15 protein-coding genes are annotated in these 15,146 nt (G+C 37.7%); 13 read left to right on the top strand and 2 right to left on the bottom strand.

The features are described 5' to 3' along the window. Positions 1 to 34 precede the first annotated feature (34 nt). From ACVBAX_RS22180 to ACVBAX_RS22150, 7 genes are all read left to right on the top strand, one after another. Positions 35 to 394: a rhodanese-like domain-containing protein gene (locus ACVBAX_RS22180; RefSeq protein ID WP_447118902.1), complete on the top strand. Its 360-nt coding sequence runs from the start codon at positions 35 to 37 to the stop codon at positions 392 to 394. A 19-nt stretch (positions 395 to 413) separates the two neighbouring features. After that, positions 414 to 710 carry a rhodanese-like domain-containing protein gene (locus ACVBAX_RS22175; RefSeq protein ID WP_391560336.1) on the top strand — a complete coding sequence of 99 codons (297 nt, stop codon included), beginning with the start codon at positions 414 to 416 and terminating at the stop codon, positions 708 to 710. Between the two features lie 52 nt (positions 711 to 762). After that, a complete protein-coding gene (locus ACVBAX_RS22170) occupies positions 763 to 1,338 on the top strand; it encodes a sulfurtransferase TusA family protein (protein ID WP_447118900.1) in 576 nt (191 codons plus the stop codon). 65 nt (positions 1,339 to 1,403) lie between these two features. Beyond that, a complete protein-coding gene (locus tag ACVBAX_RS22165; protein WP_447118898.1) occupies positions 1,404 to 1,799 on the top strand; it encodes a DsrE/DsrF/DrsH-like family protein in 396 nt (131 codons plus the stop codon). A 45-nt stretch (positions 1,800 to 1,844) separates the two neighbouring features. Continuing rightward, entirely contained in the window at positions 1,845 to 2,972 is a 1,128-nt protein-coding gene (locus tag ACVBAX_RS22160; RefSeq protein WP_447118896.1) for an MBL fold metallo-hydrolase, read from the top strand. A gap of 22 nt (positions 2,973 to 2,994) precedes the next feature. Continuing rightward, a complete protein-coding gene (locus ACVBAX_RS22155) occupies positions 2,995 to 3,222 on the top strand; it encodes a sulfurtransferase TusA family protein (protein WP_430776696.1) in 228 nt (75 codons plus the stop codon). Between the two features lie 99 nt (positions 3,223 to 3,321). Further along, complete coding sequence (locus ACVBAX_RS22150) at positions 3,322 to 4,098, top strand: sulfite exporter TauE/SafE family protein (RefSeq protein ID WP_447118894.1); 777 nt, start codon at positions 3,322 to 3,324, stop codon at positions 4,096 to 4,098. Positions 4,099 to 4,164: 66 nt separating this feature from the next. On the opposite strand, the gene ACVBAX_RS22145 is transcribed toward ACVBAX_RS22150, so the two are convergent. Continuing rightward, entirely contained in the window at positions 4,165 to 4,542 is a 378-nt protein-coding gene (locus ACVBAX_RS22145) for a YidH family protein (RefSeq protein ID WP_447118892.1), read from the bottom strand. Between the two features lie 274 nt (positions 4,543 to 4,816). On the opposite strand from ACVBAX_RS22145, the gene ACVBAX_RS22140 reads away from it, so the two are divergent. The 3 genes from ACVBAX_RS22140 (at position 4,817) to ACVBAX_RS22130 (ending at position 8,830) form a co-directional block, all read left to right on the top strand. Continuing rightward, positions 4,817 to 6,319: a spore germination protein gene (locus tag ACVBAX_RS22140; protein WP_447118890.1), complete on the top strand. Its 1,503-nt coding sequence runs from the start codon at positions 4,817 to 4,819 to the stop codon at positions 6,317 to 6,319. Positions 6,320 to 6,360: 41 nt separating this feature from the next. Beyond that, on the top strand, positions 6,361 to 7,509 hold the full coding sequence (locus ACVBAX_RS22135; protein WP_447118888.1) for a Ger(x)C family spore germination protein: 1,149 nt from the start codon (positions 6,361 to 6,363) through the stop codon (positions 7,507 to 7,509). 226 nt (positions 7,510 to 7,735) lie between these two features. Then, a complete protein-coding gene (locus tag ACVBAX_RS22130) occupies positions 7,736 to 8,830 on the top strand; it encodes a GerAB/ArcD/ProY family transporter (RefSeq protein ID WP_447118886.1) in 1,095 nt (364 codons plus the stop codon). Here the strand turns inward: ACVBAX_RS22130 and ACVBAX_RS22125 are convergent. Beyond that, positions 8,827 to 9,732 (bottom strand): LysR family transcriptional regulator, encoded by a 906-nt coding sequence (locus ACVBAX_RS22125; RefSeq protein WP_447118884.1) that lies wholly within the window; start codon positions 9,730 to 9,732, stop codon positions 8,827 to 8,829. The genes ACVBAX_RS22130 and ACVBAX_RS22125 overlap by 4 nt on opposite strands. A 223-nt stretch (positions 9,733 to 9,955) precedes the next feature. On the opposite strand from ACVBAX_RS22125, the gene ACVBAX_RS22120 reads away from it, so the two are divergent. From ACVBAX_RS22120 to ACVBAX_RS22110, 3 genes are all read left to right on the top strand, one after another. Then, on the top strand, positions 9,956 to 11,782 hold the full coding sequence (locus ACVBAX_RS22120; protein WP_447118882.1) for an assimilatory sulfite reductase (NADPH) flavoprotein subunit: 1,827 nt from the start codon (positions 9,956 to 9,958) through the stop codon (positions 11,780 to 11,782). Between the two features lie 24 nt (positions 11,783 to 11,806). Then, on the top strand, positions 11,807 to 13,528 hold the full coding sequence (gene cysI / locus ACVBAX_RS22115) for an assimilatory sulfite reductase (NADPH) hemoprotein subunit (protein ID WP_447118880.1): 1,722 nt from the start codon (positions 11,807 to 11,809) through the stop codon (positions 13,526 to 13,528). 201 nt (positions 13,529 to 13,729) lie between these two features. Continuing rightward, a complete protein-coding gene (locus ACVBAX_RS22110; RefSeq protein WP_447118878.1) occupies positions 13,730 to 15,121 on the top strand; it encodes an amino acid permease in 1,392 nt (463 codons plus the stop codon). Positions 15,122 to 15,146: the final 25 nt, after the last annotated feature.

The raw sequence follows: 15,146 nt of genomic DNA, 5'->3' as shown, positions 1-15,146 counted from the left end.
GGGGATTTTCCCCTATCAATAAGGAGAGAGTAATATGGAATATGTAAATTACATTCTCATTGGATTGTTCTTGCTACTCATGATCCAACGAATGATTCCGACAAAGGGTGTTAGAAATATAACAACAGCTGAATTAAAAAAGGAATTAAAAGATAAAAATAAACAATTTGTGGATGTTCGAACGCCAGCTGAGTATAAGGGAAACCACATCAAAGGCTTTAAAAACATTCCACTTCATGTGCTATCTCAAAAATCAAATGAGATTTCAAAAGATAAAGAAGTAGTAGTCATTTGTCAAAGCGGAATGAGAAGTCAAAAAGCTAGCAAAACCCTAAAAAAGTTAGGATTTAAAAAAATAACGAATGTAAAAGGCGGCATGAGCGCCTGGTCATAAGATATAGGAGGAATAAAGAATGAAAACAATGACAGCCAAAGAAGTAGAAGCACTATTAAACGAAGGTAAAGCATTGGATATTATCGATGTGCGTGAAGTAGATGAGGTAGCGGCTGGGAAAATTCCTGGAGCAGTAAACATTCCACTAGGCCTTATTGAGTTCCGTATGCATGAGTTAGATAAATCAAAGGAATATATCATGGTTTGTCGTTCTGGTGGTAGAAGTGGTAGTGCTTCACAATTTCTAGAAAGCTATGGATACAAAGTCATTAATATGACAGGTGGTATGCTTTCTTGGGAAGGTAAAACAGAATAAAAAATTTTAAAATAAAATATACCCTATATGGTATAAAGTGATGGAGGTTACTATGGAGAACTTAAAAGCAAATGTCACTCTTGATGCAAAGGGATTAGCATGCCCGATGCCGATTGTTAAAACGAAAAAAGCAATGACTGGATTAGAAGCAGGGCAAGTATTGGAAGTCCAAGCAACAGATAAGGGATCAAAAGCAGATATTAAAGCATGGGCTGAAAGTACAGGACACCAATATCTAGGTACTTTGGAAGAAGGAGATGTGTTAAAGCATTTTCTAAGAAAGTCTTCAAGCGATGAAACCATCGAAAGAAAACATCCAAATGTAGTGACAAATGAGGAACTACAGTCAAAGCTAGAAGCAAATGAAAACATGATGGTTCTAGATGTAAGAGAAACGGCAGAATATGCATTTAATCATATTCCGAATGCGATTTCTATTCCACTTGGTGAGTTAGAAGCTCGTATGAATGAATTAAACCAAGATCAAACCATCTATATCGTATGTCGCACAGGTAACCGAAGCGATTTAGCAGCTCAGAAATTAGCTGAAAATGGATTTTCAAACGTACTAAATGTTATTCCAGGGATGAGTCAGTGGACTGGAACAACGGATCGTATCAACAATTAAGCTGTTCTATAAAGAAACACAAGATACAACCACACGGTGGCATTAAGAAATTAGGAGGAAATACAATGACAACTAAAGTAGCAATTATCGCAAGTAATGGTGGCCTATTTGATGCTTATAAAGTATTTAACATCGCGACAGCAGCTGCCGCAACAGATCAAGAAGTAGCAATTTTCTTCACCTTTGAAGGATTAAACTTAATTCATAAAGAGGCAAATAAACAACTTCCGATGCCGGAAGGAAAAGAACATTTTGCAGAAGGATTTTCTAAAGCAAATGTACCAGCCATCCCAGAATTGGCTGAAATGGCTCAAGAGATGGGAGTAAAACTGATTGGATGTCAAATGACAATGGATGTTATGGGATTAGAAAAAGAAAGCTTTGTGGATGGAATTGAAGTGGGTGGAGCTGTAACCTTCTTAGATTTTGCTAAAGACGCAGATATCACACTGACTTTTTAATAAAAAATTTTTAAAAACAATTATACTCTAGGGGGTAAAAGAATAATGACTGTTCAAGCAATGACTGCAAAAGAAGTGACGAAGAAAGTATTTAATAAAGAAGCATTCTTCATCTTAGACGTACGTAATGAAGATGCATTTCAAGATTGGAAAATTGAAGGCGAAAATTTTGAATATCTAAATGTACCGTACTTTGATCTATTAGATGGGGTAGAAGAAATTCTTGATAAAGTACCAACTGATAAAGAGGTATTAGTCGTTTGTGCCAAGGAAGGTTCATCTATCATGGTAGCTGACATGCTTTCTGAAGCAGGACGTAGTGTATCTTATCTAGCTGGCGGAATGAAAGCGTGGAGTGAACACTTAGAACCAGTTAAGGTTGGAGATTTAAAAGACGGTGGCGAAATTTATCAGTTCGTTCGTATCGGAAAAGGCTGTTTATCATACATGGTCGTGTCAAATGGCGAAGCAGCTATCATTGACTCTACTCGTATGACAGATACGTACCTTGATTTTGCAAACTCAATCGGAGCAAAGATCACTCATGTATTTGATACTCACCTTCATGCTGATCATATTTCTGGTGGAAGAGTAATTGCTGAAAAAACAAATGCAACGTACTGGTTACCTCCAAAGGATGCAACGGAAGTTACATTTACGTACCAACCATTAGAAGATGGCAATGATGTAGAAATCGGAAATGTAAAAATCAATATCCATGCATTGTATTCACCAGGACACACAATCGGATCCACTTCCTTTATTGTGGATGAGAAGTTCTTACTTTCAGGAGATATTTTGTTCATCGATTCGATTGGAAGACCAGATTTAGCAGGACTAGCGCAGGATTGGGTAGGAGACTTACGAGAAAGTCTATACAAGCGTTACAGAGAGTTATCTGAGGAATTAATCGTACTTCCAGCTCATTTTATGATCATTGATGAGTTAAATGAAGATGGAAGTGTGTCAGAAAAACTAGGAACACTATTTGAGAAAAACCACGGTTTAAATATTGCAGACGAAGATGAATTTAGAAGAGTGGTAACGGAAAACCTGCCACCTCAACCCAATGCATACCAACAAATCCGTGAAACAAATATGGGGAAAATCACTCCAGACGATGAGCAGCAACGTGAAATGGAAATCGGACCAAACCGTTGTGCGGTTCGATAAAACAATACTAGGAGGAATAAAAATGGAAGCAAATAAAGTATTAGACGCAAAAGGGCTGGCTTGTCCCATGCCAATCGTAAAAACAAAGAAAGCAATGAATGAATTAGAAAGCGGTCAAGTGTTAGAAATTCATGCAACCGATAAAGGGGCAAAAAATGACCTTGCTGCATGGGCAAAATCAGGTGGTCATGAATTAATCAAACACGATGAGGACAATGAAGTATTAAAGTTCTGGATTAAAAAAGGCTGATGTATAAGGGAACCAGATGAGGTTCCCTTTTTCTGAAAAATGGTTAAGAGAGCAAGCGTCATAATAGGCGCTTTTGCTTTTTCAAAGGGGGAAAAAACGATGGATTTAGGTTTTATAATCACCATCTTTTTAATTGGTTTTATAGGTTCATACATTTCTGGAATGCTGGGAATTGGCGGTTCAATCATTAAGTATCCGATGCTTTTATACATTCCACCTTTATTCGGTCTAGCAGCTTTTAGTGCTCATGAAGTATCCGGAATTAGTGCTGTTCAGGTGTTTTTTGCAACGATCGGTGGGGTGTGGGCTTACCGAAAGGGTGGCTTTTTAAATAAAAAATTAATCATTTATATGGGAGCAAGTATTTTAGTTGGTAGCTTTATTGGGGGCTTTGGTTCAAAGCTCATGAGTGAAGGTGGAATTAATATCATATACGGTATTTTAGCATTGATTGCAGCTGTGATGATGTTCATTCCTAAAAAAGGTCTAGATGATATTCCATTAGATCAAGTGACATTCAATAAATGGCTGGCAGCGGTCCTTGCATTTATCGTTGGGATAGGTTCTGGAATTGTCGGAGCTGCTGGTGCTTTTCTTTTAGTACCAATTATGCTTGTTGTATTAAAAATTCCCACTCGTATGACCATTGCCTCCTCACTTGCCATCACATTTATCTCTTCTATTGGTGCGACTGTTGGAAAAATTTCAACGGGGCAAGTAGAATTTTGGCCATCTTTAATCATGGTTATAGCTAGTTTAATTGCCTCACCACTAGGGGCGATGGCAGGGAAAAAAGTAAACACAAAGATTCTTCAAGTAGTCCTTGCACTACTCATTTTAGCAACAGCGATAAAGATTTGGATGGATATATTGTAAGCTGGAAAACTTAAAATTAAGGTGCTTGTCTCAATTCTATATCGATGGACAGGCGCCTTTTCTCATTTAAAACAGTTCCCAAATAAATACATAATAAAGACCGAAGAATAAAAATGTTAATAAAAGCAGAATGGAAAGACATAAAGTAATCACTCTTGGATAATTGAAAGTTTGATGGTTGATGTCTCGGCCTTTCTTAAAATATCCAATCGTTGAAAGGATGATCGTGATAATTCCTACAAAAATAGAAGCTAACCCAATCGTTTGGGCTAGTATATCCCCGAGTTGATCTTTTGATATAAACGAAAAATGTAAATTAGTTATTAAAAATCCAACCCCAATAATCGTTATACTCGTTCGTATCCATGCAAGATATGTACGTTCATTTGCCAGATGCTGCTGTATGTAATTTGAATCAATCGTTGGCTTCTCCTTAAATATCATCAGTGTGTACCTTAATTAACATTGAATTAGTAACCTCCAGTTAAGAGAAGACCATCAAAAAATGATGGTCTTCTATATGCTTTTATTATATTAGTAAAAGCATCTATTTTATTCCTTCTGTTAAACTTGTGAACAATCTACCGACAATTTTAATAAGCTTCAATGCAAATATTACAAGTAGGGCTTCTTTTTGCGGATTGGTTATTTACTGTATCAATTTATCTATCTTGGTAAAAATTAAGATGAGAAAATCACTGATTATGGGGTAATGAGAATGAAAAAAGTCGTTCGACCTAAAAAGCTAGAAGACATCACCCCGAAGGATTCTCCGGTTGTTGAGCAACAGTTGGAAACCAATGTGGAGGCAATAAAGAAGGAACTAATAGACTGTAATGATGTCGTATTCCGTTCACTCGTGATTGAAAATCGAAAAGCTACTGTTGTTTATGTAGATGGGTTAATAGATAGAGCCAGTCAAGAGCTTCATGGATTACATCAACTCCTCACATCCATTCCTATAAAGAACCTAACAGTTGAATACCTAGAGCAGCAAATTCTTTCCGTGAATCATGTACTTGAGTCTACGAAGATTGATGATCTAATCAAAAAAGTGTTAGAAGGAAACACGATTCTACTTGTAGATCAGCTAGAAAAGGCATTGGTGCTTGATGTAAAGGGTGGACAAAATAGAGGTGTAGCTGAGCCTGAAACAGAAGCTTCAATTAGAGGGCCAAGGGAAGGTTTCACAGAACAACTGGGTGTGAATACTTCCTTAATTAGAAAAAAGATTCGATCAAGGCACCTTAAATTAGTATCAAAAGAAATTGGGTCCGAAACGAAAACGGGAGTAGTTGTTATGTATATGGACAACCTAGCCCCCGAGAACCTAGTAAAGGAAGTTTTTAGCCGATTAGATAAAATCAAAATTGATGGTGTCTTAGAAAGTGGATATATTGAAGAGTTTATAGAAGATAATCCGTGGAGTTTCTTTCCACAAATGCAAAATACGGAAAGACCAGATACAGTCGCAGCCAACTTATTAGAGGGAAGAATTATTATTTTGGTGGATGGAACCCCGTTTGCTCTTATTCTACCTGTGAGTTTTTGGCAGTTTCTTCAAGCGAGTGAAGATTATTATCAGCGATTCCATATTTCCATATTTTTACGAGTATTGCGTATCACTTTTATCTTTTTAGCACTTCTTCTTCCTGCCTTTTACGTAGCAGTTACCACGTATCATCAGGAGATGATTCCAACAAATTTATTATTTAGTATAGCAGCCAGCAGGGAAGCGATCCCGTTTCCTGTTTTTATAGAAGCATTAATTATGGAGATTGCATTCGAAGCGTTAAGAGAAGCAGGGGTGCGATTGCCAAAGGTGGTTGGACAATCCGTAAGTATCCTTGGAGCACTTGTAATCGGGCAAGCAGCTGTAGAGGCAGGGATTGTATCTGCTCCAATGGTTATTATTGTATCCATGACAGGTATTGCTTCTTTTACGATTCCCCGTTTTAATATGGCCATCTCCATTAGACTGCTACGTTTTCCAATGATGGTACTTGGAGGTAGCTTTGGATTACTAGGAATTGTACTTGGCTCCATCGTCATTTTAACGCATTTATGTAAACTAACATCCTTAGGAATCCCTTACTTTTCTCCTCTTGGGCCACTGAATTGGAGTGAACTAAAGGATGTATTTATTCGTGCCCCTTGGTGGGCATTAAGGAAGAGACCAACCGAATATGTGAGTGGGAATGTAATTAGACAAAAAAACTAGTGAGTAAACCAGTTTACTTTAAATAAAAGGGATAGAATGGGATGAAAAAAATATTTGGACTGATCCTTTCTTTGCTCGTTTTAACCGGCTGCTGGGATAGAAGAGAAGTGAATGATTTAGCTTTTGTTACCATGACCGGTTACGACAAAATAGATGAAAATCAATTCAGGACTTCTGTACAAATCCCTCTACCAGGAGCGATGGGTGGTGCAGGATCCACTGGTGGAGGAGGAGGAACAAAAGGTGGTCCCTATTATATTGATTCTGAAATCGGGAGAAATATAAGGGAAAGTAATGACTTACTACAAAGGAGAATGTCTCGTAAAACTAATTTTTCCCATAGAAGAGTCATTATCATTGGAGAGGAGTTAGCTAGAAGTGGTTTTAAAAAAACACTTGATGTGCTACTGGATCAACCACAGTCTAGAATAACTGCCTATGTGCTTTTAACTAAAGGAGAAGCATTACAGATTCTAAATTCGGAACCACATCTAGAAAAACTATCATCTGAAGCACTCCGGGAATTGTCAAAGGAAAACGAAGGGATAAACGTTAAAAATGTATTAAATGATATTTGGAGACCCGGGAAAGACCCAGTAATCCCTGTGGTTCTAAATAATGAAACAGAAAATGGGAATTCAAAGGATAAGAAGAAGGAGGCACAACTAGAAGGTTACGCCATCCTAAAAGAGGATAAGCTCGTTTTTTTTACAAATAGTGAGGAAACTATAGGTGCAAAATTTTTATTAAATAAAAAAAATCATAAAAACTATACTTTCCCTGTTGAGGAAAATGGAGAGGTAAACGTCCATTTTGAAAAAGTGAATAATAAAGTGAGTTATAGACTAATCAATGGAAAGCTAATTTTTACAATAAGCTTTAACATAAGTGCCTCCGTTATGCAAAATGAGCCAAACCTTGAATTAAATAATCAAGAAACATACGATCAAGTAACGAAAAGTTTAGAATCGTCTATTCAAAAGCAAGTACTGACACTTTTGAATCATTCGAAGTCGGAAGGAATAGATGTTTATGGACTGGGATGGTATTTATTTAGACATGAGAATAGGTTATGGGAACGGAATTTAAAAGAGAATTGGAGAGAAATATTACCAGAGCTAGAGGTCAACGTAAAAGTAAGCTCAAAGATTACGAGGTCAATTAATCCTGGAATTAACATAAAGGAATGATGTGTTTGTTAGGTGCATGTTGTTTTGGAGGAGTACTATTACTTTATATGGCACTAATTTATCGAGGAAATAAGAAATTGGATAAAAAAGAAAGAAAGCGAATTTTGTTCGTTACGATTTTGTCTTTAGCTTGTTCCTCTTTCTTCTTTTTTACTGATACGATCAATTTAATTATAGACTATTGCAATAAATACATAGGATTCGTAACAAAGATGGTGATAAAACTATGAATCAAATTTCCCCATCTCAACTTTCATTAATGATTGCGAACTTTATTTTAACAGGGACCCTCATTACACTTGCTCAAGTTATGACACAAGTGTCGCATCAATATACATGGGTAGTACCCATTCTAGTTTACATGATTGTAATTGGCCTGATCTTAATCGTTTTTAGGAAGTCTAACAATCAGTCGAAAAACAATACCCTCCAAGCAAGATCATTTACTAGTAGAATCTTGAATATTAGTATCGGTCTTTTGCTTGTAGGTATCTATATTAGGGATTTACGGGCATTTATTGATTATCTTAGATCTTATATTTTACCTGAGACACCCATTGAAATTTTATCCATTTTAGTCACACTTGCTTTACTATATGTAGCGGCTTCTGGTTTACAGGCAATAGCTAGAATAACGGTAATACAGTTTATTACGTTAACAGCCATGATTCTATCACTGCCAATATTATTGTTAAATGAAATTGAACTACCAAATTTGGTTCCCATTTTAACAACAGGTACCTTTTCAAATTTAAGTAAATCAACCTTTTTAATGTTTCCTTGGATTGGAGAAATCGTAATTTTCTTTCTAGTTCTCGAAAATATCACCTATAAGAAGCACATAAAAAAGGCATTTATAAAAGGGATCAGTCATGGAATTCTGTTATTATTTATTTTACTCTTTTTAAATATATCTGTACTTGGCGCAGGGATTGTTGAAAATGTAACATATCCTAATATATTGACGATTCAACAAATAAATGTAACGGATTTTCTTGATCGCTTGGACTTAGCTATTGTAATCGTATGGATGCCCTGTCTGTTAAGTAAAATGGCACTTAGTTTATATTGTATTCAAAGAATAACGAATAACTTAAAACTCTTTCAAACCAATCTTCACCTTACCCCTGTTAGTCTTCTTTTAGGAATTCTAGTTGTCGTTCTGTTTGAAAATAATATGGCTCATTTAAGATATGCCTTTTTATCGTGGACGACGCTTGGATTTGCGCTTGAAATGATGATTTTTTCCCTTTTCTTTTTGCTACAGATTAATAAGAAAAGGGAAAAGAAAGCAACCGAGGGAGGAGCGAGCTATACTTAAATCGATTCAGAGCGGTAAGGCCACATCTCTTGGAGGCTCGTAATAAAAAGCTCCACGTTTTTCTTTTTTTTCATAGTAGGAGAGTAGACATAAGACAGTGTTCTAGGAAATTGAAAATCTTTAATGCGGATGATGGCTAACTCTCCATTTTTTACTTCTTTATGGATAACGCTATTAGATAATAGTGAAAGACCCATGCCTTTGCTTATGGTTTCCTTAATTCCTTGATTGCTGCTAATAGATAGAAGAGATTTAACCTTTAATCCATTCGAACGGATCACATGGTTTAAGTATTCACGAGTCCCTGACCCAACCTCCCTTGTCACCCATACTTGATTTTGAAGATCTGATATGAATAGGTCTCTATTTATTGTTGCAAGAGGATGAGTAGCGGATGATACAACAAAAAGTTCGTCCTTTAAAAAAGGGTGGACAGAAAGCTCTTTTTCGTTGGTTTGTCCTTCAATTAGACCAATATCCACTTCATGCCTTTTAACAGATTGAACAATTTCCTTCGTATTCCCAATCACCACTTCAAGTTCAAGCGCCTGATGTTCCTTTTGGATGTTATAGAGAAGAGAAGGTAAAATATATTCCCCGATGGTAAAGCTTGCCCCGATTTTCAAGGATCCTCTAACAGATGTTTGCAAGTCGAGGATATCTTGTTTGGTCTGCTCATACATGCTTATTAACTGCTTGGCTCGATCATACAAAATCTCTCCAGAAGGAGTGATTTTCAGTTGTTTTGGAGAACGTATAAATAGTTTCGTTTGAAACTCGTTTTCTAAATTCTTAATATGTAAACTAACACTAGGTTGTGACATGAGAAGGAGTTCGGCTGTTTTGGTGAAGTTTTTTACTTCCACTAGAGTAACAAAGGTTTTTAACTCATCAAAATACATACAATTCCCTCCTTATTATTAAAAATATTAATAATTATCATTAGTTATATGTATTTTACCAATAGCTAAACTTAAGGTAAAGTAGTTATCATAGAAGAGAATTATCGGTTTAAATAATAAAACCGACTTAACTTATTGGAATAATTAAGATATAATAACACGTATAATATTTTGCGAATTTTGGGGAATTTAGTCTATTTATATTTTTGTGAGGTGGATATCGTTGCAACTTCAGGTTATGAACAGCCCGTTTAGTCAGGAGCAGGCAGAGCTTCTTAACAAAATACTGCCAACACTAACTGAATCGCAGAAGGTTTGGCTTAGTGGATATTTAGCAGCTATTCAAGCAGCATCAGCAACTACTATTACAGAAGCAGCTTCTGTAGCTCTATCAGTGGAGGCTTCAAAACCAGTGTCGAAAGAAGTGACCATCCTTTTTGGTTCACAGACAGGAAATGCACAAAGACTTGCTACAAAAGCAGGTAAAACGCTTGAAAGCAATGGTTTTCAAGTAACCATTTCTTCCATGAGTGATTTTAAGCCAAATAATTTAAAGAAATTACAAAACCTATTAATAGTTGCAAGTACACATGGAGAGGGGGAACCACCAGATAATGCGTTGTCCTTCCATGAGTACTTACACTCAAAGCGTGCTCCTAAATTAGAGGAACTCAATTATGCAGTTTTATCGTTAGGGGACAGTTCATACGAATTCTTCTGTCAAACAGGCAAAGAATTTGATGAGCGCCTAAAGGAGTTAGGTGGAAAGTCACTAACTGAAAGAGTAGACTGTGATTTAGATTTTGATGAACCAGCTTCTGAATGGATTGAGAATGTACTATCGGCCCTTGGTCAGGCTGGAACTGCGGCAAGCCAAGCACAGGCCGCAGGTGCAGCAGTACAAGTTGCTTCAGAAGAATCTCTTTATTCTAGAACAAACCCTTTCCGTGCTGAAGTATTGGAAAACTTAAATTTAAATGGTCGTGGATCAAATAAAGAAACTCGTCATCTAGAGTTATCTCTTGAGGGTTCAGGATTAACGTATGAACCAGGTGACAGTTTAGGAATTTATCCAGAAAACGATCCAGAGCTTGTGGAGCAAATCCTTGCTGAAATGAATTGGAATGCAGATGAAAAAGTGACAGTTAATAAACAAGGTGAAGTAAAAACGATAAAAGATGCGTTACTTACCAACTTTGAAGTTACGGTATTAACGAAGCCGTTAATGGAACAAGCAGCTAAGCTTTCGGTGAATCAGGAGTTACAGGAGCTAGTGAAACCGGAAAATGCAGAAAAAGCAAGAGAGTATATTCATGGTCGTGATTTACTCGATTTGCTTCGAGATTTTGGCCCATGGACAGCTAACGCACAGGAATTTGTTTCTATATTAAGAAAGCTTCCTGCACGTTTATACTCGATTGCAAGTAGTGTTTCTGCAAACCCAGATGAAGTTCATTTGACGATTGGTGCGGTCAGATATGATTCACATGGACGTGAAAGAAAAGGTGTATGCTCGATTTTAACAGCTGAGCGCCTACAAGCAGGAGATACGCTACCAATCTTTATCCAACATAATCCAAACTTTAAGCTCCCTGAAAACCCTGAAACTCCAATTATCATGGTAGGACCAGGAACAGGTGTTGCACCATTCCGCGCATTTATGCAAGAGCGCGAAGAATCGGGTGCTGTGGGCAAGTCATGGATGTTCTTCGGTGACCAACACTTTGTAACGGATTTCTTATATCAAACCGAATGGCAAAAATGGTTGAAAGATGGCGTCCTAACAAAGATGGATGTTGCATTTTCAAGAGATACGAATGAAAAGGTTTATGTTCAGCACCGTATGCTTGAGCAAAGCAAAGAAGTATTTGCGTGGCTTCAAGAGGGAGCGGTCGTATATATTTGTGGTGATGAGAAACATATGGCACATGACGTGCATCAAACGTTAATTACTATTATTGAAAAAGAAGGCAGCATGGGTCGTGAAGAAGCAGAAAGCTATTTAGCTTCCATGCAAAAAGAAAAGCGATACCAGCGTGACGTATACTGAGTTTGAGTGAAAGGAGTTTTTAGCATGGTGGAAGTGAAAGAAATTTTAAAAGCGCCCGAGGGCCCTCCTAGTGATGTAGAGGGAATAAAAGATCGAAGCGATTACTTACGTGGAACGCTAAAAGAAGTAATGCTTGATCGAATCAGTGCAGGTATTCCAGAGGATGACAATCGATTAATGAAGCATCACGGAAGCTATTTACAGGATGACCGTGATGTGCGTGCAGAACGACAAAAGCAAAAGCTTGAACCAGCTTATCAGTTCATGCTTCGTGTCCGACTACCAGGTGGAGTTGCGACACCTGAACAGTGGTTGGTGATGGATGAGCTTTCTGAAAAATACGGAAATGGTACATTAAAATTAACCACTCGCCAAACGTTCCAAATCCATGGCATTCTTAAGTGGAATATGAAAAGTACCATTCAAGGCATTAATCAATCTCTAATGGATACAATTGCTGCATGTGGAGATGTCAATAGAAATGTGATGAGTACTTCTAATCCACATCAGTCAGAAATTCATGCAGAGGTATACGAGTGGGGTAAGAAATTAAGTGATGATTTACTTCCTCGGACAAGAGCCTATCATGAAATTTGGCTTGATGAAGAAAGAGTGGCAGGAACACCTGATGTAGAGGTTGAACCTATGTATGGACCACTCTACTTGCCTCGTAAATTTAAAATTGGTATGGCTATTCCTCCTGAGAACGATGTGGATGTATTTTCACAGGATCTAGGGTATATTGCTATCGTGGAAGAAGGAAAGCTGGTTGGATTTAACGTGGCAATCGGTGGCGGAATGGGAATGTCACACGGTGATAAGACGACTTACCCGCAGCTTGCAAAAGTCATCGGCTTCTGTAAGCCAGAGCAAGTATACGATGTGGCTGAGAAGATTATTACCATCCAACGTGACTATGGAAATCGTTCCGTACGTAAGAATGCGCGTTTTAAGTACACAGTAGATCGTTTAGGATTAGAAAATGTGAAGCGTGAGCTAGAAAACCGACTGGGCTGGGAGCTTGAAGAAGCAAAGCCTTACTCATTTGATCATAATGGTGATCGATATGGTTGGGTAAAAGGCCTAAAAGGAAATTGGCATTTTACATTATTTGTGCAAGGTGGACGTATAGCTGACTTCGATGGCTATCCTTTGAAAACAGGCTTACGTGAAATTGCAAAGGTTCATACGGGAGATCTCCGTTTAACAGCGAACCAAAACTTAATCATTGGTAGCGTGTCTTCTCAGAAAAAGAAAAAAATTACTGAGCTACTTGAAAAATACGGTTTAACAGATGGGAAACATCACTCTGCGTTACGTCGTAGCTCAATAGCTTGCGTATCTTTACCAACATGTGGTCTTGCCATGGCGGAAGCGGAGAGATATCTTCCAACTCTTATCGATAAAATTGAAGAAATCGTTGAAGAGAATGGACTAAGAGATAAAGAAATAACGATTCGTATGACTGGCTGTCCAAACGGTTGTGCAAGACATGCCCTAGGGGAAATTGGATTCATTGGTAAGGCCCCTGGAAAATACAATATGTATCTAGGTGCTGCCTTTGATGGAAGCCGCTTAAGCAAGATGTATCGTGAAAATATCGGAGAAGCTGAGATCCTTAGTGAGCTAGGATCCATCCTTCCACGTTATGCCAAGGAACGTAACGAAGGAGAACATTTTGGAGACTTTGTGATTCGTGCCGGCATTATTGAAGCAACAACGGATGGAACGAATTTTCACGCATAATTTTTAAAAAGACCTTTATTTTATCGAGAGATAGAATAAGGGTCTTTTTTGGTTTTTAACTGGGCAAAATAGAATTAGTAATTTTTTGAATCTGTTATATTACCATAATTTTTAATTTACAATTAACAAACAATTATGTAAAATGGCTAAGGTGCATTCGCTATTTTTCGACAATTATTTTAATTTCTATAGGAGGATATAATGGATTTATTTCGTAAGAAACAAGTAGGGAAATCAGTGTCTGAAAATTCCCTCAAAAGAGTGTTAGGAGCATTTGACCTAACTCTACTAGGTGTTGGAGCTATTATCGGAACAGGAGTATTTGTTTTAACTGGAGTGGCAGCAGCTGAATATGCAGGCCCTGCACTTATCTTATCCTTTATTATTGCTGGTCTGGCTTGTGCATTTGCCGCATTATGTTACTCAGAATTTGCTTCTATGATCCCTCAATCGGGTAGTGCATATACATATGGATATGTTGCGTTTGGAGAACTCCTTGCCTGGGTACTTGGTTGGGATTTAGTGCTGGAATATGGGTTGGCTTCTTCTGCGGTTGCAAGCGGTTGGTCTGGCTATTTTCAAAGTTTAATGGCAGGGTTCGGATGGCATTTACCTACTTTTCTATCAAGTGCATTTGATCCATCAAAAGGGACAATTGTAGACCTGCCAGCTGTTATTATTGTCTTATTAGTCACCCTTTTATTAACAAGAGGCGTGAAAGAATCAGCTAAATTTAATGCCATCATGGTTGTGATTAAAGTAGCTGTTGTTCTCTTATTTATTGCGATAGGGGTATGGTATGTGGAACCAACCAATTGGCAACCATTCATGCCATTTGGAGCTTCAGGAGTTGTAGCAGGCGCAGCTGTCGTTGTATTTGCTTATTTTGGATTTGATGCGGTTTCAACAGCAGCTGAAGAGGTAAAGAACCCTCAACGAAATCTTCCGATTGGGATTATTTCTGCTCTTGCCGTATGTACCATCTTATATATTGCGGTTTCCTTAATCTTAACAGGGATTGTACCGTTCAATCTTTTAAACGTAAAGGATCCAGTAGCCTTTGCCCTACGCTTTATCCAACAAGACTGGGCAGCTGGATTTATCTCGCTTGGAGCAATCGTAGGTATTACTACTGTTCTAATTGTCATGATGTTTGGACAAACACGTCTATTTTATGCCATTAGTCGAGATGGGCTGTTACCTAAGAGATTATCAACCGTTCATCCACGATCGCAAGTGCCTATTACAAGCACATGGGTAACAGGGGGATTAGTGGCCATTTTTGCAGGCTTTATTCCTTTAAACAAGCTTGCTGAGTTAACGAGTATTGGAACATTATTTGCCTTTGCAACGGTATCTCTTGGAGTCGCTGTACTTCGTAAAACACAGCCAGATTTACACCGACCGTTCAAGACACCTCTTGTTCCAGTGATTCCGATCTTGGCAGTTGTGTTTTGTGTGTATTTAATGCTCCAGTTGTCAGCATTTACTTGGAAGGGATTTTTGGTCTGGTTAGTAATCGGTTTAGCAATCTATATTGGTTATGGGTATAGAAATAGTAAATTAAACAACCCTGAACCATCCAATTCATAAAAGAAGAAAAAGTCGGTTCTGGAGT

The organism is Robertmurraya sp. GLU-23 (genome assembly GCF_052983275.1).
Note: the sequence above shows the minus strand (reverse complement) of the source record. Positions and strands in the feature narration are given on the sequence as shown.

Bases quoted from the DNA above. Each gene is read 5' to 3' on its own strand.
- cysI (WP_447118880.1), top strand. From the start codon at position 11,807: ATGGTGGAAGTGAAAGAAATTTTAAAAGCGCCCGAGGGCCCTCCTAGT.
- ACVBAX_RS22140 (WP_447118890.1), top strand. From the start codon at position 4,817: ATGAAAAAAGTCGTTCGACCTAAAAAGCTAGAAGACATCACCCCGAAG.
- ACVBAX_RS22180 (WP_447118902.1), top strand. From the start codon at position 35: ATGGAATATGTAAATTACATTCTCATTGGATTGTTCTTGCTACTCATG.
- ACVBAX_RS22165 (WP_447118898.1), top strand. From the start codon at position 1,404: ATGACAACTAAAGTAGCAATTATCGCAAGTAATGGTGGCCTATTTGAT.
- ACVBAX_RS22110 (WP_447118878.1), top strand. From the start codon at position 13,730: ATGGATTTATTTCGTAAGAAACAAGTAGGGAAATCAGTGTCTGAAAAT.
- ACVBAX_RS22160 (WP_447118896.1), top strand. From the start codon at position 1,845: ATGACTGTTCAAGCAATGACTGCAAAAGAAGTGACGAAGAAAGTATTT.
- ACVBAX_RS22150 (WP_447118894.1), top strand. From the start codon at position 3,322: ATGGATTTAGGTTTTATAATCACCATCTTTTTAATTGGTTTTATAGGT.
- ACVBAX_RS22125 (WP_447118884.1), bottom strand. From the start codon at position 9,732: ATGTATTTTGATGAGTTAAAAACCTTTGTTACTCTAGTGGAAGTAAAA.
- ACVBAX_RS22145 (WP_447118892.1), bottom strand. From the start codon at position 4,542: ATGATATTTAAGGAGAAGCCAACGATTGATTCAAATTACATACAGCAG.
- ACVBAX_RS22130 (WP_447118886.1), top strand. From the start codon at position 7,736: ATGAATCAAATTTCCCCATCTCAACTTTCATTAATGATTGCGAACTTT.
- ACVBAX_RS22175 (WP_391560336.1), top strand. From the start codon at position 414: ATGAAAACAATGACAGCCAAAGAAGTAGAAGCACTATTAAACGAAGGT.
- ACVBAX_RS22135 (WP_447118888.1), top strand. From the start codon at position 6,361: ATGAAAAAAATATTTGGACTGATCCTTTCTTTGCTCGTTTTAACCGGC.
- ACVBAX_RS22155 (WP_430776696.1), top strand. From the start codon at position 2,995: ATGGAAGCAAATAAAGTATTAGACGCAAAAGGGCTGGCTTGTCCCATG.
- ACVBAX_RS22170 (WP_447118900.1), top strand. From the start codon at position 763: ATGGAGAACTTAAAAGCAAATGTCACTCTTGATGCAAAGGGATTAGCA.